Consider the following 24915-nt stretch of genomic DNA (forward strand, 5'->3'; position numbering starts at 1 on the left):
GGTCGCTGTTGCAAGTAACTGTTGTGTTTGACCTTTCGCGACTAAGACCTGTGAAGGCGTGACGGTGAGCGAGGTGACGATGGCATTGGTCACCTCCACGTCCACTGTGTTACTGGTGACTCCGTCTAGGAAAGCCTCAACCGTCGTGGTGGCGACTGTGTCCCCAGACAATAAACCAGTAGGCGTGACCGTTGCTGTCTGTGGTTCATCCGGTGTCCACGTGACCGAACGGCTGACATCTGATGAGGTCCCATCACTGTAGGTCGCTGTTGCAAGTAACTGTTGTGTTTGACCTTTCGCGACTAAGACCTGTGAAGGCGTGACGGTGAGCGAGGTGACGATGGCATTGGTCACCTCCACGTCCACTGTGTTACTGGTGACTCCGTCTTTAGTGGCTGTGATCTTTATAAATCCTAACGCTTTGCCAATTAATTGGCCCGGTTCTACAAAATATCCAATGTTCTTGTTATTAGAGCGCCAAATGCTTAAATCAGTTAGCACCTTTGAAGAGTGATCAGAATAATAACCTACTGCGACGAAAGCTTTTTTGTTCCCCTTCCTCATCGTTAATTTACTTGTTCCCCGAATTCCTGATGATGAGGAGACGCTTATATCGATCCGTTCTAATGTTATTGCTGGTTTTACATCAACCTCTTCTGACAATTCTAAATTACAACCTGTCAAGAAGAGTATAATTAATATATAAAGGGAGATAATTTTATTTATGGCCATAGCTAGTTATAGTTATAAATTAAAAATGATTCTTATAAAATTCGATTAATAGCAGAGGAAATGACAATCATTTAATATAATTAATCAATCATTTAACATAAAGCAATGATTTTATTTTTAATTAATTATCTTTATTTATAAAGATAATTATGAATAAACCCTGTATTTAGCTTTCAAATATTACTAACTTTAGCGTTTAAAATTTGCAGATAATTAATTAAAAATAAATAATAAAAATCCCCCCCCATACAGTATTGATAGTGTTAACGTATTTTAACTAAAGAGAAAGAACTAAGCTGAGCTCAGCTGCAAGGAGATTATCAACAATGGTTTATCAATGGGCAGTATTTCGTCATCAGCATCCTATTTTCGGGGGAGGATGTGAACTATTTGTTGTCCTGCTCGCTTTTTTATCAATAGCCTTACCTCTAATATGTGAAGAAAGCTTATTAATACTAGGAATATCTTTAGGACTTGCCATCATCTGCTTTACTCTATTTTTACTTTTTGCCCAAAGTGACAAGATCCGAAGGTCTATGCCTAGCTAGAAAAATGCTATTAAGTCCTTAAAAAACTAGGAGCTCTTCCCTCGTTTGCTTGGGTTTTCAGCGTATCTATCTAAGTGACTACTCACCGCCTATTGGGCGATGCTTCTTATTTCGTTAGCCATTGCTCGATAGTATCAAGACTTACGCAGCTTCCATAAGCAGAGACGATTATCCAACCGCCTTTAATTCTAGAAGGCCTTTATCACGGATATTAAGGGCGGCGTTTAAGTCACGATTTATGTCTGTAGTGCCGCCTGATGGACAATCCCACTTACGAACCGATAAGGGCATTTCTTCCACTTTATGACCGCAACAACAGCACGTTTAGAGCTTGCGTCCCACTGATTTAGTTTAACTAGATATTTGCCTTGCTCTTTTAGTTTGTACTCCAACTTAAAGACAAAACTATGCCATGAGGCGTCCGCTATGTGTTTCGCCAGTTTGCGGCTTTTCATCATGTTTGTTGATTTCAATGTCTCAATTATCACCGCTTGGTTTTCGTCAACGAGAGTTCGAGAAAGCTTATGTTGAAAATCAGCACGAGCGTTAGCCACTTTTTCGTGGCATTTGGCAACGAGCAATCTAGTTTTTGCTCGATTGGCACTGCCTTTTGCTTTTCTAGATAGCTGACGCTGCTTTCGTCTGAGATTCTTCTCAGCACGTTTTACAAATCTTGGGTTAGCTGTCTTTCTACCGTTCGATTCAATAGCAAAATGAAATAGACCTAGATCAATACCAGTTACCTTGCTTAACGTAATGCTCTTAACCTTGCCTACAATCTCACGGTGATTATTCGCCTCTACAGGCTTTATTTTCGGGAGTTTGATGCACCATCAAAGACTTTTACACCAACACAGTGATAGCTCGATTGCTTACCGTGTCTACGTTTGAATGTGGGTACTTGGCTTTCAACTTCGGATTAAAGAAGTTATCAAAGGCTTGGTGACGATTGAGTACAGATTGCTGCAAGACGGTTGAATCATCTTGCTTCAACCAGTGGTATTTACGCGATTTCTTGGCAACTGCAAGTAGTGGCTTGATGTCCTTTTTAGGATTCAGTAAGTTTTGAAAAAATCACCACTCCAAGACAAAGTTGCTTGGTAGTTACAATACGCATAATCGCCTGGTGCTCACAAAGAGCAAAAGCGTTGCTCGTATAACAAACCCGAACCGATTGAATGCCGAAAACGACTGGAATATCGAAACAAAATTCAGACCTATTGATGACCTTACCTTATGAGGGTTTGATGCCGTCGCGCATCAGCCGACCTTAATCGTTATACAGACAAGAGAGTAAACCTTTGGCCGACGCGCGATGCTCGGAGGTTGTTTCTGTCGTCTTTTCCGTTTTCTTCGCATAGGCGTCTTCTTCTCGCATTTGTTTAATGGTGGTAGCACAGTCACACACTCTGATACTCACCCCTCCCCCCGGTGCCTTTAGTATTAAGAAGTCGATTGAATTCACCCAAATCACGTGCCAGGATATGTCAGAGGAAACCGTAGAACGTATTTTCATGTGACCCTCTAAACGCCAAAACGCACATCAAAACAAAACCCTGAGCACTTAAACGTCCCCTCCTCCGTTTGCACGAATCGCAACGCTGGAAACACAGACCCGTAAGTGGTGTACAGAATAATGTGATCCGCTCGCTCGTGAAGAAACCATTCACCAAAGCCAGCGCCATTTAATTCAATGAAAAAGTCACGGATTTCATGGAAAGCAAAACGACGCGACACCAATTGCGGAAACTGCTGCTTGATAGCTTCAACGAACCCTTGGCCTTTTAACGACGCGATATCAGCCTGTTGCTCTGGCGACTGACGACGACTGAACATTTTTAAACGCTGGATTTTGGAAACCCAATCAGACTTTCTTTTCGCCTCATCACGACACTTTTTGACTTGATAGCGCAACTTCAAGACCGCCAAATATCTAGAGACATCATTTTTTGGTGAGCTTTCGTGCCCAGCGGCGAAACGCTGGTCGCTGAACTTTGATTTAGAGAGAGTTAGGCTTGAGTGTCGTTGTACCATGAGGAGTTTCCTTTCTGTTTGAGTATCACTTTTATGGAGCCGCTTGGCTGTCCGGCAAACGTTCTTGGTTCTCAAGGACAAGGGCGCGAAGCGTTCATATACCCTTGTCATTGGGGTTCAGAACGATCACGGTTAACAGCCTGTGAGCCCATCAAATGATGTGAGTCGAAAGGGAAATAGGCACATAAGACAATAAGCCTTTACTCGAACTTAATTAAAGTCAGTGAAAGGAGTGAGGAAGCGCAAGCGTTCTGGCCACGCCTTCGAAATAGGACGTTCTTCATCTCAAAGCCAGCCTCAGACAATTCTAGAGGGGTGATGAGGCTACCTTTTGCTCCGGTAAAGTGATTAGCTAAACAAACGAGGTCTTCCACGATCACCTTGCTTGGTCCGTTGCCATTGTTGGATCACTTTTTCATCAATCCAAAATGTCAGCCGACCCACGATTGCAGGGGTTGGGGTGTAGATTTAACCACACTGTATTTACATTAATATCAAATTTCTCTTTTACAGGGGTCCTGTCACCCCCAAAATACAGGCTAAAAATAACAATAATCTAAACTTTCTTATCTTGCTATCGCTTCAATTAATGCCAACCCACAACCTAATCGCAAAATTTTTGATTTAAAAGACTAGTAAAATCAAAGAAATGTCATTCTCAATACTCGATTGGACTCACTTGTAAGGAAAACATAATTGATAGTTAATTTATTAGTATTCGGGCTGCATTAAGAGTTAGGTGGAGCCTCGTTTAACTGATTTTAATCAAAGGTAGTAATATATGTACACAAGGACAAGAATACTGTTCTATTTGAGTTGTTTTTTTCTCTCCTTTAATGCTAGAGCGATCGATTTATCAAATAGTTACGTGACATTTTATGAGGGACCACAATTGAGTGATCAAGCATTTCTCTACCCTATACTTAGAGAGAAAGATACTCGGGAGCTCACCTATCTTGATGACCTCATTTTAGATTCTCTGAGAGGTGGGAAGTTGGGTTATCAATATTTTGATTCCGGTGGAACGCCCGCAACTTGTCAGGGGTCCAGAGGTGGTTTCATACCAATAGGCAAGAAAACCACCGTAAGAAATCTTAGAGTCCGTCTTGCTACAACAGCTTAATCATGCGTACGCGCTTATGTCTTTATGACAAGGACAACAAGTATATTGGAGGAAATTGTACAGACTCTTACTATGGCCATACTTTTAATCCTTTAACAGAGAAGCCTAGTGACTATAGGTACAAGAAAAATGGGACGTTTGAGGGATGTGAGTTGAACCCGGTAAAAGTAAAGCTAAGTGACATCTATGAGGATTCGGCTTTAGCCCCTGAGGCAATACATACGTACTTTCCTATTGGAACTTGTCGCGCGGTGCATTTAGAAAGTCCTGACTATAAAAGTTTTACCTCGATTCTCTCTCAGATGCATCCTAAAATATATAAGCGCTTAGGACCTAAGTGCACAGTTCTAGAAACTGAACCAGTGTCTCTAGCCCATACTAATGGGACAGTTATTCATCCTAGTATCAAACCTACAAAAGTAGGTTGCTTATAATTTTTTGCTATGTGTAGTGGTCAACTGAAATTGGCCACGGTTTTAGAGGGTACCCAAGACAATCTCTCTGATTCATTAGGTGTGAGGCCACCATTATAGTGATGTGGCCTCAATTGGCTGTAATAGCCAATGATGTATTGGATAATTTCTTGTTGAGCCTCAGAAAAGCTACGATAACCTACTGTTGGGATCCACTCCGTCTTTAAGCTTCTAAAGAAACGTTCCGTTGGAGCATTCTCCCAGCAATTTCCTCGTCGAGATAAACTTTGTTTTATCTGAAAACGCCACAGTAACTGACGATATTTTCTACTCATCTAGTGACTGTCTTGCTCGCTGTGGAATGTAGCCCCTTTAGGCTTTCCTATACTGATGTCTCGGTAATTGACAGCTAATCGAACCAAGCGTTTTCATTAGCTTTGTTGCTAGATAACGGCTCAGAGCTACGCCTTGATTTATCACCAGATCAGCAATAGTTCTCGCTCCCGAAGAGCCATTGCTTACCGCTGCGGTCCTCACCTCGCTTGCGGTCACCCCCTCATAAATTCCGTTGTGGAAGGTCAAAAGCGACAATTAATGGCGACGGCAACATACAGCGATAACACTTCATACGATGTAAGCGATTCCTTGACGTGGACGTCGAATGAGCTGAGCACGGCAACGATGACACCTACTGGCTGGTTGTCAGGGGTTGCGGTTGGCAGCACGACGGTCACGACAGCTGAAGATGGAGGCATCACCACTCACACAATCGACGTGAATGTGTTCACATGTAGAGTTACTGGATCTTCATGTCTTGAGAGCTTCGATACTGGGAGTAGGAAGATGTTTATCAACTCACCATCAAAAATATTCCTAAATAGCCTCGGCGGAGAAAATATTGGTTTTACAAAAAAAATGAGTTAAAAGGGTTATTTAATACATACGGTAATATGTTTATCGTGCGAGTCTAGGCGCTCAGGATAAATTACTGGTCAGGGACGAATCGAGGTCCTGGTTTGAGTGTAAGACTCAAAAATGGCAGCGAAGGAACCAGTATGCCAGACAACGAGTTTTACGCCCCCTGCGTCTCAGACCCTTCACGGTTGAACCCTCGCGCTTGTGATTCTAGCCCTAAACCACCGACTAAAGTAGGGGGTTCTTTGTATAGTTTTGATGTCTTCCCAACCTCGCCCCTTTTTTCATCCCAGTCTTCATAGCAACTAGAATCAATAGCTCTAGAGTGACCACGTTCCAAGAAAGCGGCGCAATCTCGCGTCATAAGCACCGCCTCCAGCTCCCCGTATTTGTTTGAGTAAGATCGGGAGCACTTATCTCTACGCACGTTTTTGTCTTGAATGAGACCTCGACTTGCTTTGCTCTGAGGCTGATACAAGTATAATCCGGACAAATGAGCCAACCTAAATGTTCAGGCGTCCTAAGTGAGACTTTCGGAGTTTTCCCTGGCGTTTTGCTTTTAGTTGGCGAACCCACGTAGACTTACCCACATCCATGACTTGGGCTGCTTCAATGACCGATTCAAAAAATTAAATTTTTATTTAATTACCTATAATTAAATAATTAAACCATAGAAAAAACTTTAACATTCCATTCAATTTATTTGGGAAGATAACTCCTTTAAAACCTAAAACATTGGTTTCGCTCTCCAGTTAAATAGAGGGGGAATTTAACTATGAAATTATTAATTACTCTTCATAAGGTTGGAAAATTTTTGGGGGTAACCCTAGGCCGTGGGATTAAAAGCTAGCTCCCAGATTCGCTTGATAGAGTGCACCTCTCTTGCAAAGGGCTCGTTATAGTGAGCCTTACCAGCGCAGCACGTTCGCGAAGTGAGCTTAAACGACCAACATGATAAAAGCGGCAAGAACTGCCTTATGGTTATTAATTTTTTGGAGTTTACGATGCGGTTAATGATTTCAGCTGTGGTGGTGGTTTACATAGGCTATTTCTTTCCAAGTTATGTCCTGCTTGATTACTACCTGAGCATTACCCGAGAGTGGGCATTAAATCCGACTTTGGATCGAGCACTCTACTCTGCTTTCGCCTACTATTTTCTACCTGTTATCGCTTTTTTCGTGCTATTTGTTAGTGCTCGGCGAGATAAGCATTGGAAGCAGTACTTAACCTCTTGGCCCAGAAACGTATGTACATGGGGTGAAGGCGCGTTGATATTGATTGGGGTGATTTCATTAAATTCCGTATCAAATTATCTTCAATATATTATTTTTGATTGGTTTTCCCCGGGATCTTGGCAGGCCCAATCCTACAATTTTACCCCTTTATTTTCGGCCTCTGATGGCGTAATTGATTGGTCGAGTGTGTTGCGAAGCGCTCTAGACGGTGTGCTCATTTCTCCCGTGATAGAGGAGCTCCTGTTTCGTTATTTGTTGTTTGTTATTTTCAGGTCCATTTTTGGGGTTACTAACGCCGCATTACTCTCAAGCTTAATATTTGCTTCAATACACCAGTGGGCGCTGGACGCATTTATGTCTGGGGCGTTTCTATGTTGGGTCTTTGAGCGATATCGCCGCCTAGGAGTAGTCATTGTCATTCATGCTTGCCATAACCTGTTTATTTTACTTTATGATCTTGTCTATTATTTAAGCACTCAGCTTCACTTTAACCCTTGGGAGGCGGTTGATATTAGTATTATTGCGTTGCAAGTGGGGTATCTAGTGATTTTTTCACTATTTATTGATTATCAGCGTAGAGGGTTTAAGGAGAGGTAAGGTTTATACGGGCCGGTCTACTTTACGCCTTTATTTTAAATTCACTTGGTTGAGTTTTAGCGTGCTTTGGTTGTCAGCCACTTTTCTCCTCCATCATAAAAGTGAAATGAACGCTACGCGATTTTCACAATGAAAACAGTGCTGCCAAGAGGGAGTAAGGAAAGGATATTTAAAAGTTAGTGAGTGGTCTAAGCAAGCAATTGTCTTGCCTAGCTTCTCCGTTCCCTTCAAATCTCATTTTTAATTATAGTTAAATAATAAGTGTTTTTTTACCCAATCCTATAGCTTTGTTGATTCATCAAAAACCTATGGTTAAATAATATGCGAAAAATAATTGAAACTCAGTCAGCCCCTAAAGCTATTGGCCCATACTCTCAAGGGGTGATTTCTGGAGGGCTAATTTTCACTTCCGGACAGCTACCGCTTCACTCACAATCAGGCTTGATGGTTAAATCCTGCCTTGAAAAACAAACGACTCAATGCCTAGAGAACATGAGAGCCATTTTGCTACATGCGAATACTGATGTGTCAGACGTAGTGAAAACAACCGTTTATCTTACCGATATGGTGAGCTTTTCAATTGTGAATGAAATTTATAATGATTTTTTCATTAAACATGGTGCCAATTATTTTCCCGCAAGAACCTGTATCGAAGTGTCAAAACTCCCTCTCAATGCCATGATTGAGATAGAGGCCGTTGCTGTCGCACCTTAGCCGTTAACGTTTCGTGATTTTTTAGCTCCAGGGTGCCTATGTCGTAATTGTCATCAACAGCGCGAAAAATCCGAATGAGAGCATATTTGGTACGCTTAACTACTGAGCAAATTGATTCCTTAAAATCAAACTTAGATAGTACCTTCTATTGGTTTCAAGAAGGTACTGTGCTCAACTTCCTTGCGATAGCAAAATTAAAGAGCATGTTGTAGAACTACTAAAACATCGAAAATAAGACACCTAACAAGGCCATCTATACCTCAGGAGGAAAAATGGAAAAGGTCATCCGAGAACTGGCTAAAGAAGTAGGTCGAGTTATTCAAAAACCAGAAATGAAAACTGACTTTGTAATCAAAGGTCTCGGCATACGAAGAGGTGAAGAGGCGTTAATCTATCGTATTCCCTCTCATTCTAAAAAAGCGTCTTTCTATGAAAAAGGAGTGACTCTCTCTGAATTCCAGTTCGCTTACGTACATTTAAAAGAATCGGGTTATTTTACGAGAGCTTGGTTTAATAAAAACCTCTCTGCTTGTGCAAAAGAAGGGGCGTGCAATTTTACAACAATAGGCGGGGTTTTTAGCATTTTAGGTGTGGCAGAATACACCTCAAAGGCGACCTATCAATTAAAGGCATAACAAACTGTTTAGTGTAACTCCCAACGCTTTGCATTTCTCTCCACTAAACTTACTAGACTCAAGTGATTCAATAGTATCACTTGAGTCTTCTGTTGGAGTCCTTCTCATGAAAGTCGAGCTTGTTACTTCCCTTAAGCGTCAAGCGACCAAAACCCTCACAGACCTAGCCAGTGCTGTTCACCGAACATGGGACCCCCTCTACGTATCTGGTTGATGTGGACACCAGTTTATGCAAAACCGTTTGGCTATTCTCGAAGGGCTTGCTGGCGGTGAACTCGCAATCTCAAAGGCAAAGCACTGGGTCCTGATGAAGCAAGGAAAAATGTCAAAATGGCTGAAGGGATTTGGAGTGAGCCCGCGTTATCGACTCTCAATAATTCGCGGAATACATTGCCCTTGAAAACCTGCTCGCTGCCAAACAACTCGTTCAAAACATCTTCGAAAGAGTCGAACGCCTCAGCTAATTTCCCGAGTCTGGGCGTCTTCCTCCTGATCTTAAACACCTCAATTCTCGTGAATTCGTGGTTAATCCTTGCCGTGTTTTTTACCAAGCTAAAGGTGTGCATCTTTAGTTCAGCTGAACTAACCGTTGAACTAAAAACGTCTCAAGACGCTCTTGAAGTACTCGACCGTGATCAGTTTACCTTAATGAACGACCCCACGGCTATACGGCTGAGACGGGAAAAATTATCGTTATAAAACAAGGCAAAGTGACGTTTTCTGTTGAGGCCCAGAGGCTCATCAGCCCGTTATTAACTATCACGAACACCACCGCTGAAAATGTGTTGCTCACTTAATGAGACGGAGCGGAACAATACGAAAAGCGATTGCTTAAAGTGATAGAAGGCTTAACTTGGCGACACAAACGGTAAGTATTTTAGTTCTTCCCCAAGTTTGGATTTTAAAAAACTCAATTATACCGTTAATGAGATGAAATATAATGTGGTGCGGTCTTACGCAAAAAGCATTCAAGCGCTAGAGTAGAATGCCCCGATGGACGGACATTATGCAAATTTTCGACAACAAGATGGTGCGAGAAAAATGACAGTGTTGGTAGACAATATGACCGTTATTGCAAGGATTTAGCAAAGCTAACCGTCCCCGAATTAACTGCGCTCACCAAGGAGCATGGGGAGTTCTATTCATACTTCCCAACGCTTCATTTCTTTTGGACGTCGAGTAAAATTGCGCCAGAAATCACCACGCAATCCGCCGGCGCTTCAGAGTTTCTGTCTATCACTTGGTTCTCAAGAATTTCAAACATCCATAAGAGCCATTCTTCTCTGGCCATCTGTGTACGGAACATTCAAGTTCCGTCGGCAACGCTATCGAAAGGCCGAGGGCTGGCTCGGCTTTTCAATGTCTTTATTAACGATGTTTACTGGGGCTCCAAGGTTTCGCCAGAGCGATGAAAACGCTGGAAATTTACTTCTTTCTAGGGCCACTCTGTATGAGCCTCAGCGATCCGAGGGATTTGGTTTCCATGAATTGACCCATTGCCGCCCAATGGGCAATGGTTTGGGACGGGGTCAGTCCAGAGCTTTTGGCGGCTCTGAGTGCTTGTTTGAACAACACTTGATCGATATAGACACTCACTTTCATCACTAATCCTTCTTGTTCATGCTTACTTTATTTAAATTTACTCGGAACCCAAGATTTTGCCGCTAGAGTTTATTTTAAAACCGTCCTAATAGGGCTCGATCGGCAAATAACCACGCCCCTCAGCGCTCGGGTTGCTCGTCCTTGACCGTGATTTGAATCTTTTGGGTGGGTAATTTTAAAATTAATAAGGCTAGACGCCGTCAAAAACGGGCAGCGCTTCGAACAGGACTAGTACGTTGATAACGATGATGCTCACACCGTAGATAAACACACCAACCAACACCAACTCTCCTCCAGGCACTTGGTAAGCCTTCGATTTTTTCTGATCTTCTTCACTCTCTTCAAGGTTGTTAAACGCTGGTCTTTGTAGTCTCGATTTCCTTACTAACAATGCCGGTACGATACATGCCCAAATCGCAGCGGCAGACGCTGCATAACCAATTGCGCTAAGAAAACCAAAAGGAAAAAGAAGAGAAAAAATAAGAGGCGGAATAAATGTAACCGCCCAGGTCTTGGTTCTTCCTTTGGAGGTAGCATCAAATTGAAAAAGATCGGCCAAAAAATCAAACACACCCAACCCTACCCCAATAAAACTCGACAAAATGGCCGCCGCTGAAAAAGCACTAATGACATTTGATAGGGTTTCTTCAGCCAACACTGCTTTTAAGCTGATGAGTAAGATGTCTATATTTCCACCTTCTGCAATTATAGGGCCGAAGCTAATTCTTGGTAAATTACCATAGATACTTAACAGCCAAATGGTGTAGATAAAGAACGCCATGAGCGTTCCGCCTACAATCGCCCTTTGTGCGAGCCTTTCATCAAGGTAGTAGTCTCGCAGAGTGGAGACGCTGTGCTGGTATCCAAATGAAGTTAAAGCAATAGGGAAAAACCCCCATACGTATTGCGCATACTCAAACTTTAAGTGAGCAGTATCCAACAAAGTAACAAGATTAACATTAAACCAAAGGCCAGCAGTCCCAAAAATAAAGCTGATAATCATAAACAGCATCAACACCATGGAAATGCGGTCAACTGTTTTTGTTGAATGCCAAACTAGTCCAGAAAAGATAAGCACAAAAAGGATAGAAGCTAGTTTAGGGGAAAGGCCAAAGTACTCCTTAATGATCAGTCCAGATGAAGTGATGTAAGCGTACAGTAAAATCCCTCCCACAAAGTAGATCATTAAGTTATTAAAAAAATTAACCTCTTTTCCTAACAAATCTTTTGTGATGGAAGAAAAAGACGACCTGTATGGATAATCTTTTAAAACTTCGAGTAACAGACAACCACTGGTTGTCATAATGAGCATAGTGAAGAGCAAAGCCATTAAAGCCCCGATGGTCCAGACCCCAGCCCCTGCAGCGGGAAGTCCAAGCATACCAGCGCCGACGCAAATGCACGCGACAATACAGGCTCCTCCAATCATTGAAGGCGGGGTTGTGCTCCTTACCTGTTTCATACTAGACATAAATAAATACCTTTCTTTCGTTAGTTCAATTGCTCTTTTAGACTGCTCCCCTTACAAGCTAGGAGGCACAAAAAAGCGCTAGAACCTAGAATCTAGAACTTAATTTTAGGAGTGACATATTAATTAAATTCTAAATTAGCCTAATATTTCTACCTAGTTAACCTAACTAAAAAATATTGTTTCGATGTTGAGTGCAGAAGGTGTCAAAATCGGGGGGGATTTAAGGTTCGTCAGAGAATGCGTGAAGCTGGTTAATGAGTAATCAGCCAGGTTCGCATCGATATAAACATGCAAAATTGGAGAGGCTAGACGCGATGATCTTACTTAGATTGGGTCTGGTTCGAAGTAGACCTACTTAAGCCGACGCGTTGTGGAATGGTCTTTATCAGATAAGCCTGATGCCACAATTTCAGGCAAGGAAAGATATGAGCTATTACTTGATGAGTTACTACAATCGGCCTCGGCCTCAGCACGCAACTCATGGGCTGTCGCCAGTAAATGCCGAAAATAGGCTTAAATCAGTGTCCGAAATGTTGACCACTTACACTTAACAGAATAACGTCTATCTTTTGGGGGGTCAGCGTGGTTTTTGTCTACGAGAGTTCGAGAGAGTTTGTGTTGAAAATCAGCGCGAGCGTTAGCGACTTTTTCATCGCATTTAGCTAATAGCAATCTAGCTTTACGAGATAACTACTTCTGCTTACGTCTGAGGTTCTTCTCAGCACGCTTTATAAATCTGGGGTTAGCTGTCTTTCTGCCGTTCGATTCAATAGTAAAGTGAGACAGACCAAGATCAATACCTGTCACCTTACTCACTGTATGAAGCAAACTAGGCGCTTCCACTCCATCATCAACAAGGATAGATGCGTAGAACTTACCTGTTTTACTCAACCTGACAGTAATACTTTTAACTTTACCTACAATTTCACGGTGAATGTTCGCCTCTACAGGTTTCATTTTCGGAAGCTTGCGGTACATATGCGACTTTAAATGTAGAGCTTTGTGGTTCGCAAAACGCACAACGCCAAACTGAGCTATTAAAAACTCAGATTGCTCTTACGTTGGGTAAATGCGTGCCTTAGTTGCTCTTAACACTCAAAATCCTTAACTGTATTCATGAACAGTCTTATATCAACTGCTTCGGGCTGTCTATCTTAAAGTGCTATCGCACTTTCGCCTTATCTCCCCGCCCTCAGAGCTGGCGAGGGTTTACGGCGTGATTGCTAAAAAATCAATTACTCCCAGGACTGTGAAAATTCTTGATCTTTAAAGGCAGCAGCGAGGCCTGTGACTTGCTGTAATCGTAGAACTTCATCTTTATCCATTCCCAATTCGTAACAAATTTTATGATTTGCCCATCCCATCTCTTTGAGTTGAATAATCAGATCTGCAATCAGTTCAACTTGGTGTGAGCCACGCGCCAGGTTATGGCGAACAGAAGTCGATATGCAATTTTCTTCAGGCAAATTAAGGACCACCGCGGGGATGTACCCCGTTAGGGTTTGCAGCTCTGGGTGGTTCAATAATAATTGATAACGATGAAACCCATCGATGACAACGTATTTTTTGACCGAAGTATTCAAACGATTAACCAAAATAGGCATAGTTAAACCATTTTTCTCCATCGACGTTTTTAGGAGTTTGCTTTCTGGAGGCGCCATTTTATTTGGGTTGTATTGATTAGCTTCTATTTCATCAAGTGGGATCATTTCAACATGACAAGCTGGCGGTAAATCAGGAATAAGCTCGATGAGTACTTTGGCTGCTTTATTGTAAATTGCGACCTTATCAATGACTTGTTTGTCCGTGTTATTGATAGATTTCAACGGCTTCTTGGTGCGATGCTGATAAGCTAGAGTAGGTTCACTTTCCATTCGTATCACTCTTCTTCTCCATAGAGGGCATGGTATTGTTTTGCTAAGGACTTGTTGTACCCAAAAGAGAGTCCTCGGCACCAATAGTCATTTTTAATCAGTACTTTACAAATTCTTCTCCAACTAGGAACTTGCTTCCTAGATTCCAATTTACTCTCTGCGTAATCAGGGATGCAGGTCACTCCTTTTTGAGGACCGTTTTTACGCCACCACTGTAAGAACTTAAAAATTCGGTCTCGGTAATGTTTTTCTACATGTGGCGGCATGGTTTTCAGAAGGTATTTACTGTATTGCCGGTAGCTAAGCCCCGGTGGTAATTCAAAGCGATAATAACCAAGGATACGCCCCTGACTTTTTGAGTATCGAGCACCAAAGTTACATCCTTCTACTCTGGCAACTAATTTTTGCCAGGTATCAGGTTCTAATATTTGATATAGCCACAGCCCTTTTCTTTGCTCATCGCCAAAAGGTTGGCAAAGCCGCTGCTGTGAAAGAGGGACGCCGGCCTTATGCATTAAGTCGTAAATACGGTTGTAATCCCAACTAAAGCGGTAATTCGCAACCCAAATATCTTTAGTTTTCCAATCGTATAAGGGATAAGCCATATACACATCTGGCTGCATTTTAGTCGTCCAATATTTATCTGAAAATTTTTTTTTGGACCTATTTTTAATGGTATTGAAGCGATGTAAAGATTCATCAGCACGTATACCGATTAACACAGCGATTGGCTCACCCCTTTCCTTTTGGTACCAATGAGCAAACTTAAAAACAAAGTCTTCAAACTCCATCCCGTTTTGGAAAAAAGGGAATACATCCGGGTTTGAAATCACGCCTTTATGCGGTGGTCGGTCCCTGACCCATTGCGCTTCTTTAGCAGGATCCCAACAAAGCCATTTAGGCTGAAACTGTGAGATTGAATTCCTTAAGCTGAGCGGTAAACAAACCCAATAGGGGTTAATTTCTCCGTCCAGTACCATGCGCTCAATGAAGGCATGAGTTTCATGATACTGAGCTTCAAAGTCCACGATGAGTACATCGACAGGTAATCGACCACGCTTTTTCGCTTCTTGAATAGTCAGATTTAAAAGGACGCCAGAGTCTTTCCCTCCAGAGAAGGAAACATAGAAATGGTTAAAGTTGTCGAAAAGATAGCAAATTCTTTGTCGAGCGCCTTCAAGCACATTGTATTTTTGCTGAATTTTATCTCGAGAGAAATCGCCTTCTCTTCTTTTTTTATTGGCAATCATGATTTCCACAATGTCATTAACTACTCAAATAAAAATAAATAACTTTTGCATTTTTTATAAATTAATTATTAATAATTAATTTATTTATAAGGGCAATATTGAAGAAAAGCTCTTCCGAATTTCAAGCTCGGGAGAGCTTTGAGAGACTAGAAACTAAAGTGAAGATTACCTCTTAAACCAATAATCCAACTGTCATCAGCTTCTGAGTTCTTCGGTAAAGAATAAAGATATTGAACATTAGGAGTTAACGAGAGCGCACCCCAGTTCATTCGGTAATAGATTTCAGAGTTGTAAGAGTCATCAGCTACATTAGCAGAGTTGGGCTTAGCCCAACCCAAGGCGATGCCTAGCATGCCAGGTCCTGCCTCATACCCAGTACCAAACACGACCGAAGATTTGTATAAAGCCTCAGGTCCTTGCGCGACACCGGCTCTGAAAAATGGTATCCATGAGCCGGTTTTATATATGGACGACCAATTTGCGCCATAGTTTTCGCTAGCTTTCTCTTTTCCATCACTGTGCCAAACTGTTAGGTGTGAATTCTTCAAATAAAAATCGTCTTTCGACTCCACCCAACCTATTTCTAGGGACTTAAAATATTGATTATCATTGATGAACTGTTCAACACCATCGAAAGGCTTAGTCGAATCAGCTTTTGCATCAGAGAAACTTGCATAAAAATAATAGTTTTCCGACATCATATGGCGTAGAACGCCGCCGAATGTTGATTCATCTGGGATTGGGATAGAACCGGAACCGGTACTAAACTGTAAGTTAGAAAAACCATAGTAAGGGTTACCCAACTGATAAGTATCAACATAATCAGTTGCATCTAAAAAACCAACCATCATATCAGTAGATTGTTTATTAAAGGTTTGTGTCCAATAAAGATTCGTTAACCTTAAACCTATATCACTAAAAGCTGGTTGGATTACACCAAACCCTCCGACATTCTCCATGACAAATTCAGAGGGCGTACTCTCTGTATAACCGTGCTTATGATCAACCCTCAGCTGCAAAGCTCCGGTATCACTCTCTTTTTGGTAAGCTCGCCAATTCAATGTAATCCGTGCAATACCAGCTGCCGCACTGCTGTCTTTGTTCGGCAAGCTCTCACTGGACGTTAAACCAAAAACATAATAATCCACAGCTCCCTTTAAATCCTGGTCTTCAGCCGCATGAATCAACGTTGGCGTAACAAACACAACCGATCCCACAAGCGTTAGCCAAAAACGCTTAGTCTTTTTCGTAAATGCTACATTCTCAATCATATCAATAACTTCCTTTTTTTTTCATCGAAGTTGTACGACTCAGCTCAACTTTCATTGTTAGTCAGGAGTTATTAAGAGGGATTTGAAAAATGAATACTCGTAATTAATAGGTAATTTAAGCGCTCTCCTTTATCAACCTGTCACAATCATTTATTTAAAATCGAAAACACCTCAATTTTTTATACCAACATCAAAAATTGAGGTATATACTATTTCTTATCCCTACCCGGAGGAAGAAATGGATAATCAAAACACTACAAACACATTTCAAGCGCTTAAAATCGGTGCAGACGCTTACATTCAGCGTCGTAATCAACGTTTACTGGCCAATCATCGCAAAGAGCTGCGTAACTTTACCCGAGCAGAAGCCTCGGCCTACCTTGGCATTGATGCAAAAACGCTTGATCGGTATGTTACCGCCGCTGCGATAGATCCCCGTCGTCATGAAGACTCACAATGGTCGATCGATATCGCGGAAATGTACAAGGTACGTAACTTACTACCAGATAATCTACGTAAAGACGCTAAGTTCATACGCAGTGAGCAGCAAAAGGCGCAAGTGATGGTTATCCAGAACCAAAAAGGCGGTGTTGGTAAAACCGTTTCTGCCGCGACTATCGCATCAGGTTTAGCGACCGAGTTTCATCAAGAGTATCGTGTTGGTCTAATCGATATGGATGGCCAAGCCACGCTATCGATGTACTACGCGCCCGAAGCCGAGCAAGAAGGTAACTTGTCTGTTGGTGACTTGATGATGAAAACGTTCGACCTCGATGAAGGCGAAACCGTTGATCAAGTCATCTCTGAAGCCTTTCTTGAAACTACCATTCCAAACCTGCGCATTTTGCCTGCCGCGCAAAGTGACCGAGCGATGGAAGGCTGGTTTCATGAGCAAGTATTCAGTCAAACCTTAAATTCACCTTATTCACTACTTAAAGACATCATCGATAGTGTAAAAGATGAGTTTGATATCATTATTATCGACACCCCTCCTTCACTAGGTTATGCAACCTTCAATGCGTATTTTGCCGCAACGAATGTGGTCTTCCCACTGTCGATTACCGAAAACGACATTGATGCTACCTGCTCTTACTTCAGCTACATTCCTCAGGTGTGGGCCCTGTTAGAGAACGCCAACCATGAAGGCTACGACTTCATGAAGATCTTACTGACTAACCATCGTGATAGCTCAACCACTACCGAATTAATGAACAACCTGTACGACAACTTCTCTCCTTACTTGTACTCAAAAGAGTTTAAGCATAGTGAGGCCGTTCGTCAGTCGTCTTCCCTACTCTCGACGGTGTTTGATATGTCGAAAAGTGAATACCCGAAAAGCAAAGCAACTTTCCAAAGCGCGCAACAAAACAGCTATGAAGTTACAAGTCAGATCTTGCGCGATATTCTGAACGTTTGGCGTGAACAGGAGAACAAATAATGGCGAAGAAACGTGGCGGGAGCCCTTTAGGCAATGCTCCTGGTTCAGCTCAAGCGCAGCAATCAGCGGCCAAAGCAAATTTAGACACTCTAACAAGTCAACTCAGCACCGAGCTAGAGAAAAGCGGGCAAAACGCTGAAGACTACCTTAGAACTAAGTTTGGATTAGAGTCTGTTGGCCAGAAAATGGTTTGGCAATTAGCTTCTGGTTCAACTGCCACTTTCAATGAAGTTACACTGTCACACGAACAAGTTAAGCAGAACTCATTTGTGACCTTTGATGTTAATGGTCGTGACCAGTCTCTGTTAACCAAAGAATCATTGGAAGATTTGAACTCGTTAGAGTTTCAGCAGTTCTATCCAGCCGTTGGCCGAGAAATTAATGGTCGCATTGATATTCTTGATGGCTCTCGCCGTCGTGCTTGGTTTTTATTTCAAGAAGGTCGTGTAAAAACATTCCGAATTCTAGTCACTCAAAACGAGCTTTCTACCACCGATGCCAAAGCGCTGGCTAAGCAGCTGCAAACCGCCAAAGAGCACAACCAGCGTGAAATTGGTTTGCAATGTCAAACTCTGATGAAGAACGGTGAGCTAACTCAAGAAGATGCGGCAAAAATCTTAAATATTAGCCGTCAAGCGGTAGGTCGAGCGCTGAAAGCAGCCAGTATTGACAGTAAGCTGATTGCCCTATTCCCTGTCGTTAACGACTTGTCTCATGCTGATTACTCCCTCTTGGCTAAGGTGATGAAAGCGTTCGCCGATGACAAGAAAGCCTTGAGCAGCTTCATTAAAAAAATAGCCGATAATGCTGTCAACGCTCAGGCTGAGCAGAGCCAAGAAGACGCTAAAGACGCTCTGATTGCTTACATTAAAGTTGAGTTAAAGATCGTTGAAGCCAAGCAAGAATTAGACAAAGCTGTCATTACTCCTCTAGCAGAGTTCGACAGTAAAGGTATGTTTGCTCGTAAGCGTGTTAAAGGTCGAAACTTTTCGTATGAATTTGGTCGCTTATCAAAGGATGTCCAAGCTGAACTCGATAAAGCTATCCAATCAGTGTTAGGTAAACACCACCAATCAACTTTATAAAAAGATAAAGGCTCTCAGATTAGGGCCTTTATCTTTCACCTAACCCGTCCTAAATAAGGTTGACACATATCCAACATGAAATTAGAGAGTTACAAATACAATTATGACTGTTATCAGAACGCACTTACGGAAAGGATAATGGAAGACTAAAGATAGAATACTCACTGATGATGCAAAGAAAATGGTCTCCAAATCAGTAAAAACTAAGCCCTACAATGAGTTTGGCCTCGTCAAACTCTAAAACACCCCTCCCCCCCCGATGAAGCACATCCATCATTTTAATTAACCACTTGTTTGTCACCTCCCTCTATGCCAAATCGAAAAAATAGGATGACTACAAGCGACTAAACCATCAAGAACAGGTTGGCTTGGGAAACTTCCTTCCTTATTCTATTTGACCTAGGGTAACTTCATCCTTATAACCCAAAAATTGGCTAAGTGCAGAGTGTTTGGTTCTAGGTGAACCTAACAATCGAATTATTATCTTAGCCAAATATAAAGACCATTAATTTATTATTAATAAATAATGATAAGGCTTAATTCTTCTCACGTCCAAAAGGCTCTCTCCTGTAGTGGCATCCTGATCCCGGACCTCATAAATGAGGGGTTCAATGGCAAAACGACAAAGACGTACATTTTCTACTGAATTCAAAAATATATGCTGCAAGCTTGGTTCTTGACCAAGGGGACTCCATCCCTGAAGCAGCTAGCTCTATGGAATACGTGAAACAGCTTTACGACACTGGGTCGAATAACTCAAAATTGAGCAAGGTGGGGTTACTCCAACGACCAAAGCCCTCACGTCTGAGTAAAAGAAAATCCAAGAGTTAGAAGCCCATATTAACCGATTAGAACGAGAAAAATCCGTACTCCAAATAGTGTTTGGTGCGGCGATATTACTTATCTTAGGTCTGGTTCGAAGTGGGCCTACTTAGCAGTAGTGCTTGACCTATTTAGTCGACGCGTTGTGGGCTGGCCTTTATCAGATAAGTCCAATGCTGAATTAGCATCTAAAGCTTTAGGGCTGGCTTAGAAGAAACGGGGGCGGCGAAGAACATGATGTTCTATTAATATCAAGGATGCCAGGACAACTCAAAGCATGAGCCTTCGTGGTAATTGTTGGGAAAACACTCCCATAGAAGGTTATTTAGAAGCTTGAAAGCCGAGTGGGTACCAGAAACAAGCTACCTGGAACAAGCTCAGGACAAGAAAGACAACGGCTATTACCTGATGAGTCCTTACAATCGGCAACGCCCTCAAGAAAATGATGGGTTGTCACCAGTTAATGGCCCTTCAGCCAGTGTCCGGTACTTTTGACCACTACACCCCCTAGAACAATCAATATTCCGCCGACCATCAAAGACCATAAGCTAACCTATTTTATTTTTTAGTGACCCAAGTTCAAGCTAGACGCCCCCAAAACGCAATGAAATCTGTACTACTAAACATTAGATTAGTAAGTACACCAAAAAACGAATAGCTGCAGCTCGATTAAGAGTTCCGATTCTTTCGTAACGAATTGAGGAATAAAAGCAAAATAACAGGCTCAAGGGATCTCGTAGACAGAGAAGAAGCAACTATATAAAACAGGAAGAATGAGAGTATTAGTCAAAAATTTATTGTTGTTTAACCCTCCAAAACCCCAGTTTTAAAAAACTAAAATATCACTATAAATAGATGATTTTTTTGATAATTTATTTATAAATTATCAAAAAAATCCTATGAGGAATGGCCTAAATTTTAGCCATTGCCAAATGGGTAATCTAAAATTATTAATAATCATTTTTTATTAAAATTCATTCATCTACACAGATAAATTAGAGATGTGTATATGAATAAATTTTCAAAAGGACTACTAATATGGAAACACTGATCTGCCGCTCTTTTCAATCATTTATAGATTTCTGCGATAACGATATTGTTAAAGGAAAAAATATCCACTGCACTTTTAAGGCCTGTAAGGAGAAGGACTGGCGTTGGATGCAGTTTTACCTAAACGACAAAGGAGGAAAAGAGCTGACCTTTAGCTTCATATGAAACAAAACGCCTTAACTAATATTTCGTTTAACTTCAAATTTATTCAAAATTTTGTAAATAGTATTCAAAAAATGAGCCATTATATAAAGCACTAGAAAAACTAACTGTCTTAACCATCGCTCTCTAGAAATATGGAGAAACACTATGTTAAAAGCGCATCTCGAAAACCTACAATTACCTATAGGTAATTGTATATTACACAGGGATGAATCAGGGGCTCAATTGATGCTTAGCAATCAAAAGTCATTTTCAATTACCCTACCTGAAAGCTGTATCCTTGAAACTCTGATTAAGAAAGAACAACTCATTTCAACCAAAGAAGAGTTAATTATTGCCGCTTGGGGGAGCCCAGATATCATCGGGCCTAACTCTTTACCAGTCGCGATAACTAACCTAAGAAAAGTTCTAGACCTTGATAGCATCAAAATCGTCAACATCCCAAGAAAAGGTTACAAGATTCATATTCCTGAATTTGAAACCTCACTAGACCCGCCGAGAGATATAAAGTTACCACGTCACTCTAATTTTTCGTGTCCTCTCAAAAAAGCAACCAATCATCTAAAATTATACCAATGGACTTTCATCGGCTTATCTTCAACAACCCTCGCGGTCCTACTAATCAGTTATTTCTATTTTCGATACGAACTTGAAGTTGTTAACGTGAACCTTAATAATCAATCAAGCCAAATCTGTTTAACAAAAAAGGATGAACTGAAATTAATCCTCGCCTCTTCCCAAGTTCAGGCAAGCAAAAAACCTTCAATAAACCCCTAACACCTCGTCAATTTAGTTATTAATAACTAAATCCCCCCTTATTCACAGCAAAGGGGGGTACAACTTAGAGTGCAGGTTCTAACGTAGCGTTAAAATGTCTCAATACTTTAGGTTCATAAGTAAACTTCAAACCTGAAATAGATGAGGCGCGTTTTTTCACTTCTTTAAAAGCAGCAATAATGTAATCAAGGTGAGCTTGCGTATAGGTTGCTCTGGGAATGGCTAAACGCAACAGTTCCGCTGGACAAGGCAGTTGTTCACCAGTTTCAAGGTCACACCCTTGCAATAAGGACCCTATTTCAGCCCCACGAATACCCGCCACTTTATAAAGCTCACAAGATAAAGCATGCCCAGGGAATTGTTCCGGCGGAATATGAGGTAAGAGCACACCTGCGTCAATAAATGCAGCATGACCGCCAGCTTGCTGGCAACGAACCCCTAACGCTTCAAGACCATTTACTAAATATTCAACTTGCTGAAGACGGGAAGCTAACCAATCTTCTTCCATCCCATCATAGAGTCCGACAGCTAGGCGCTCCATAGCACCGCCTTCAAGCCCGCCATAGGTTGGAAAGCCTTCCAATAGCACGCATAATGTTTTGCATTCTAATTGAACATCTAACAAGCTTTCATCTTTGAAAGCAAGCAATCCCCCAATAGGAACCATCGCATCTTTTTTCGCTGACATAGCAAAGATATCGGCATATTTAAAAGCTTCGCTAGTTATCTCTTGAATGCTCCATTCAGCATATCCCTCTTCGCGTTGCTTTACAAAATAGGCGTTCTCTGCAAACCGTGCACAGTCCATAACTACGGGAATATCATAAAACTGCGCTAACTCATAAACAGCCTTCAAATTGGCAAGAGAAACTGGCTGACCACCTGCAGAATTGCAAGTAATCGTACTCACAATATAGGGCACATTTTTAGCCCCGATCTCTTCAATGCCAGACGCGAGCGCTTTCAAGTCAAAATTGCCTTTAAAATCTCTCTTAACTTCAGTATTAAAGGCATCACGAGAAGGCACATTCATCACACGACAGTTATTTTTTTGAGTGTGCCCTTGAGTGGTATCAAAAAAGTAATTTGAAAATGCGGCCATCTTTTCTCGTTCTAGCCCCTTATCTCGTTCACGCTTATTGATCAAGGCAGGTACATACAACTGTTCAGCGCCACGTCCTTGGTGTGTAGGGATAGTAAACTGATAGCCAAATATATCTTTTACCGTTTGGCTAAGCGTCCGATAGCTTCGACTGCCGCTGTACGCTTCATCACCTCTCAACATTGCGGATTGCATGGCCTGCGTTACTGCCCCGGTGCCACTATCGGTCAGTAAATCGATAAACACTTTATCGCTATCTAACAAAAAAGGATTGTACCCCGCTTTCATTAACGCCAGCTCTCGCTCTTGTTCTGTTGTTCTTTTAACTGGTTCAATAACCCGGATTCGATACGGCTCCGGCAAATAGTGTGAATCCATAGGCTGTTCTTGATTGTTGCTAATTGCTGACATAGGGTTCTCTCCAAACATTTTCCAACGATTAAGGGTAAGTTGGTTAGAAATAACTAAAGAAGCCCATTATTCGGACACCCAAACCTCTCCTTCCCAACTTAAATAAAGATTAATCAAATAAATAAAATTTGGTATTAATTTCAGCGTAAATTAAATATTAATAAACATATTAACAACACCTAAAAGCCCTCTAAAAAAGCATCATAGCCATGAGAAAACCTGACCAAATGACATCACCGTTTTTTTAATTAATAAAGATAATTAAATAAACAATGGACTTAGAAAGTAGCACTATAAAAGTAGTGGTATGAGAATGAAAAATATACCTAGAGCATATAAATTAGAAGGAAAATGGAAATATGGAGAGCCCATTATGATACTAGGGAACACATTGGTTGCTGGAGCGGGGCCGGTCGGCATTCAAACTAGCCAAATTATGGCTCCTCTTAGTCAAAAAATAGCCCTCATCGGCAAAAGCTCCCCTCAGTGGGAAAATAGGCAAAGATTAATCAAACAACACGGATACGTTGTTTGTTGTGAGGTGAATGAACCACAATTAGCGACACTAGTCGGATTAGTTAAGTTTAATGAACTTTATACAGAGCTATCTCCCCTTCCCTCCTCTTGGGATACGTTAGTTTTAGCCACTCCAGCTCACGCCTATTGTGATGTGTTGTCTTCCTTTTCTGAAATTTTATTAAAGAACTTAAAACAAATCATTCTTATGTCCTCAATGCTCGGTGGGTGTCTTATTTTAGAAGGAATGTTAAAAAAGAAAGGAGCCTCTCCAAATATAATGCTCTTCTCTAGCTACTTTGCGACGTCTTATTTTACTTCTAACCCGACGGACAAAAATAGGGTCCTCACGGTCAGAACCAAAACAGTAAAAAAACGAGTTTATATTTACCAGTCTAAATCCAATGATGGTTTATTGAGCGCCTTGCGAAACGCTTTAGAAAAAATTGATGTTCAAGTCATCCCTTTAGATAACTCGTTCAGTGTGGAAGGCAGAAACATTGCTACTTATGTACACCCTGCTTTTATTATCAATACGTTTTCATTAGATCACATTTTGTCTAAGGAAGACGAAGTTAAGTACATGTATAAACTGTACCCAGAAGGGCCAATCACCATGAGTTCGATTAGGGATTTACTACTGCACTGGAAATCAGTTTCTCGCCTACTTGAACATTACTCAGCTCAACCGATTAATCTACTGCAGTTGCTAAATGATGAACATCACCGAGTACATGAAAAGACTATCCCCAAGGACAAAATAGTCTCTTTCAACGAGCTTGATGAGATAGAGCAGGAATATCTACTCTACATACGATATAGCACAATCCTGATAGACCCAGACCCGTTTTCAAAAGGTAAAACCTTTGAGGTTTCAGCCAAACCTTATATCAAAGGAAAAGTTAGAAAAGGAAGACTACTACTCCCCAGAACTCCTCTAGAAGACCTACAGACCCTTTATTGGCTTAACCACTTAGTTCAAAGCTCAAGCCTAATCTCTTCTGTCACATTTCCCTCAATAGAAGTGTTTGAAAATTGGATAAAAGAAAGAAACCTACCAAATACGCTAATCCAGGCTTTAAAACAACGCGCAAAAGAATATTACGAATATGCAACCCCATCTATTAGCCCCTAGTAA

At 41.4% G+C, this 24915-nt stretch carries 22 protein-coding genes and 4 pseudogenes; 12 read left to right on the forward strand and 14 right to left on the reverse strand.

What is annotated here, in order from left to right; genetic code table 11:
* From AACW75_RS12290 to AACW75_RS12315, 6 genes and pseudogenes are all read right to left on the reverse strand, one after another.
* On the reverse strand, positions 1 to 564 hold a 564-nt coding region (locus AACW75_RS12290; RefSeq protein ID WP_237297819.1), incomplete at its 3' end, for an Ig-like domain-containing protein.
* 884 nt (positions 565 to 1448) lie between these two features.
* Positions 1449 to 1571 (reverse strand): zinc ribbon domain-containing protein, encoded by a 123-nt coding sequence (locus AACW75_RS26565; protein WP_222425056.1) that lies wholly within the window; start codon positions 1569 to 1571, stop codon positions 1449 to 1451.
* Positions 1517 to 2107, reverse strand: a complete 591-nt coding sequence (locus AACW75_RS12295; protein ID WP_339385036.1) for an RNA-guided endonuclease InsQ/TnpB family protein — start codon at positions 2105 to 2107, stop codon at positions 1517 to 1519. Before AACW75_RS12295 ends, AACW75_RS26565 begins: the two co-directional genes overlap by 55 nt.
* Positions 2108 to 2550: 443 nt before the next feature.
* Positions 2551 to 2796, reverse strand: coding sequence for a hypothetical protein (locus AACW75_RS12300; RefSeq protein ID WP_237297820.1), 246 nt, complete (start codon positions 2794 to 2796; stop codon positions 2551 to 2553).
* 8 nt (positions 2797 to 2804) lie between these two features.
* Complete coding sequence (locus AACW75_RS12305; RefSeq protein ID WP_145572360.1) at positions 2805 to 3314, reverse strand: hypothetical protein; 510 nt, start codon at positions 3312 to 3314, stop codon at positions 2805 to 2807.
* 1577 nt (positions 3315 to 4891) lie between these two features.
* A pseudogene (locus tag AACW75_RS12315) lies at positions 4892 to 5375 on the reverse strand (integrase core domain-containing protein); the annotation flags it as partial.
* Positions 5376 to 5420: 45 nt separating this feature from the next.
* On the opposite strand from AACW75_RS12315, the gene AACW75_RS26570 reads away from it, so the two are divergent.
* On the forward strand, positions 5421 to 5774 hold the full coding sequence (locus AACW75_RS26570) for an Ig-like domain-containing protein (protein ID WP_372012355.1): 354 nt from the start codon (positions 5421 to 5423) through the stop codon (positions 5772 to 5774).
* A 148-nt stretch (positions 5775 to 5922) separates the two neighbouring features.
* Here the strand turns inward: AACW75_RS26570 and AACW75_RS12320 are convergent, their stop codons facing one another.
* Complete coding sequence (locus AACW75_RS12320; RefSeq protein ID WP_102491941.1) at positions 5923 to 6129, reverse strand: hypothetical protein; 207 nt, start codon at positions 6127 to 6129, stop codon at positions 5923 to 5925.
* A gap of 640 nt (positions 6130 to 6769) precedes the next feature.
* Here AACW75_RS12320 and AACW75_RS12325 point away from each other — a divergent pair.
* The 5 genes and pseudogenes from AACW75_RS12325 to AACW75_RS12345 all read left to right on the forward strand — a co-directional run.
* On the forward strand, positions 6770 to 7597 hold the full coding sequence (locus AACW75_RS12325) for a CPBP family intramembrane glutamic endopeptidase (RefSeq protein ID WP_016800044.1): 828 nt from the start codon (positions 6770 to 6772) through the stop codon (positions 7595 to 7597).
* Between the two features lie 321 nt (positions 7598 to 7918).
* Positions 7919 to 8311 (forward strand): Rid family detoxifying hydrolase, encoded by a 393-nt coding sequence (locus AACW75_RS12330; protein ID WP_016800045.1) that lies wholly within the window; start codon positions 7919 to 7921, stop codon positions 8309 to 8311.
* A gap of 272 nt (positions 8312 to 8583) precedes the next feature.
* A complete protein-coding gene (locus AACW75_RS12335) occupies positions 8584 to 8946 on the forward strand; it encodes a hypothetical protein (RefSeq protein ID WP_016800046.1) in 363 nt (120 codons plus the stop codon).
* A 106-nt stretch (positions 8947 to 9052) separates the two neighbouring features.
* Positions 9053 to 9286 (forward strand): annotated as a pseudogene (locus AACW75_RS12340) (type II toxin-antitoxin system Phd/YefM family antitoxin); the annotation flags it as partial.
* A pseudogene (locus AACW75_RS12345) lies at positions 9277 to 9506 on the forward strand (type II toxin-antitoxin system RelE/ParE family toxin); the annotation flags it as partial. The pseudogenes AACW75_RS12340 and AACW75_RS12345, both read left to right, overlap by 10 nt.
* Before the next feature lie 599 nt (positions 9507 to 10105).
* On the opposite strand, the gene AACW75_RS12350 reads toward AACW75_RS12345, so the two are convergent.
* The 6 genes from AACW75_RS12350 to AACW75_RS12375 all read right to left on the reverse strand — a co-directional run bounded on the left by AACW75_RS12350 (position 10106) and on the right by AACW75_RS12375 (position 16414).
* Positions 10106 to 10252: a hypothetical protein gene (locus AACW75_RS12350; protein WP_016800048.1), complete on the reverse strand. Its 147-nt coding sequence runs from the start codon at positions 10250 to 10252 to the stop codon at positions 10106 to 10108.
* A gap of 486 nt (positions 10253 to 10738) precedes the next feature.
* On the reverse strand, positions 10739 to 12019 hold the full coding sequence (locus AACW75_RS12355) for an aromatic amino acid transporter (protein ID WP_029222809.1): 1281 nt from the start codon (positions 12017 to 12019) through the stop codon (positions 10739 to 10741).
* Between the two features lie 690 nt (positions 12020 to 12709).
* Positions 12710 to 12976 (reverse strand): transposase, encoded by a 267-nt coding sequence (locus AACW75_RS12360; protein ID WP_229648116.1) that lies wholly within the window; start codon positions 12974 to 12976, stop codon positions 12710 to 12712.
* A gap of 278 nt (positions 12977 to 13254) precedes the next feature.
* A complete protein-coding gene (locus AACW75_RS12365) occupies positions 13255 to 13893 on the reverse strand; it encodes an IbrB-like domain-containing protein (protein WP_017102340.1) in 639 nt (212 codons plus the stop codon).
* 5 nt (positions 13894 to 13898) lie between these two features.
* Complete coding sequence (locus AACW75_RS12370) at positions 13899 to 15143, reverse strand: DUF3440 domain-containing protein (protein ID WP_016800052.1); 1245 nt, start codon at positions 15141 to 15143, stop codon at positions 13899 to 13901.
* Between the two features lie 146 nt (positions 15144 to 15289).
* Complete coding sequence (locus AACW75_RS12375) at positions 15290 to 16414, reverse strand: carbohydrate porin (protein ID WP_017102338.1); 1125 nt, start codon at positions 16412 to 16414, stop codon at positions 15290 to 15292.
* 238 nt (positions 16415 to 16652) lie between these two features.
* Here AACW75_RS12375 and AACW75_RS12380 point away from each other — a divergent pair, with 238 nt between their 5' ends.
* The 5 genes and pseudogenes from AACW75_RS12380 (at position 16653) to AACW75_RS12400 (ending at position 21748) form a co-directional block, all read left to right on the forward strand.
* Positions 16653 to 17852: a ParA family protein gene (locus AACW75_RS12380; RefSeq protein WP_016800054.1), complete on the forward strand. Its 1200-nt coding sequence runs from the start codon at positions 16653 to 16655 to the stop codon at positions 17850 to 17852.
* Positions 17852 to 18937, forward strand: a complete 1086-nt coding sequence (locus tag AACW75_RS12385; RefSeq protein ID WP_017102337.1) for a ParB family protein — start codon at positions 17852 to 17854, stop codon at positions 18935 to 18937. Before AACW75_RS12380 ends, AACW75_RS12385 begins: the two co-directional genes overlap by 1 nt.
* 611 nt (positions 18938 to 19548) lie before the next feature.
* Positions 19549 to 20254 (forward strand): annotated as a pseudogene (locus AACW75_RS12390) (DDE-type integrase/transposase/recombinase).
* Between the two features lie 543 nt (positions 20255 to 20797).
* A complete protein-coding gene (locus tag AACW75_RS12395) occupies positions 20798 to 20974 on the forward strand; it encodes a hypothetical protein (protein ID WP_016800056.1) in 177 nt (58 codons plus the stop codon).
* Between the two features lie 144 nt (positions 20975 to 21118).
* Complete coding sequence (locus AACW75_RS12400; protein WP_237297821.1) at positions 21119 to 21748, forward strand: winged helix-turn-helix domain-containing protein; 630 nt, start codon at positions 21119 to 21121, stop codon at positions 21746 to 21748.
* A gap of 64 nt (positions 21749 to 21812) precedes the next feature.
* On the opposite strand, the gene tnaA is transcribed toward AACW75_RS12400, so the two are convergent.
* Positions 21813 to 23228 (reverse strand): tryptophanase, encoded by a 1416-nt coding sequence (tnaA, locus tag AACW75_RS12405; protein ID WP_029203693.1) that lies wholly within the window; start codon positions 23226 to 23228, stop codon positions 21813 to 21815.
* Between the two features lie 340 nt (positions 23229 to 23568).
* Between tnaA and AACW75_RS12410 the strand changes: the two genes are divergently transcribed.
* Positions 23569 to 24912 (forward strand): opine metallophore biosynthesis dehydrogenase, encoded by a 1344-nt coding sequence (locus AACW75_RS12410; RefSeq protein ID WP_017102562.1) that lies wholly within the window; start codon positions 23569 to 23571, stop codon positions 24910 to 24912.
* The last annotated feature ends 3 nt before the right edge of the window (positions 24913 to 24915 follow it).

Origin of the sequence: Vibrio sp. L3-7 (assembly GCF_963898195.1) — a bacterium.
GTDB classification, from domain to species: Bacteria; Pseudomonadota; Gammaproteobacteria; order Enterobacterales; family Vibrionaceae; genus Vibrio; species Vibrio echinoideorum.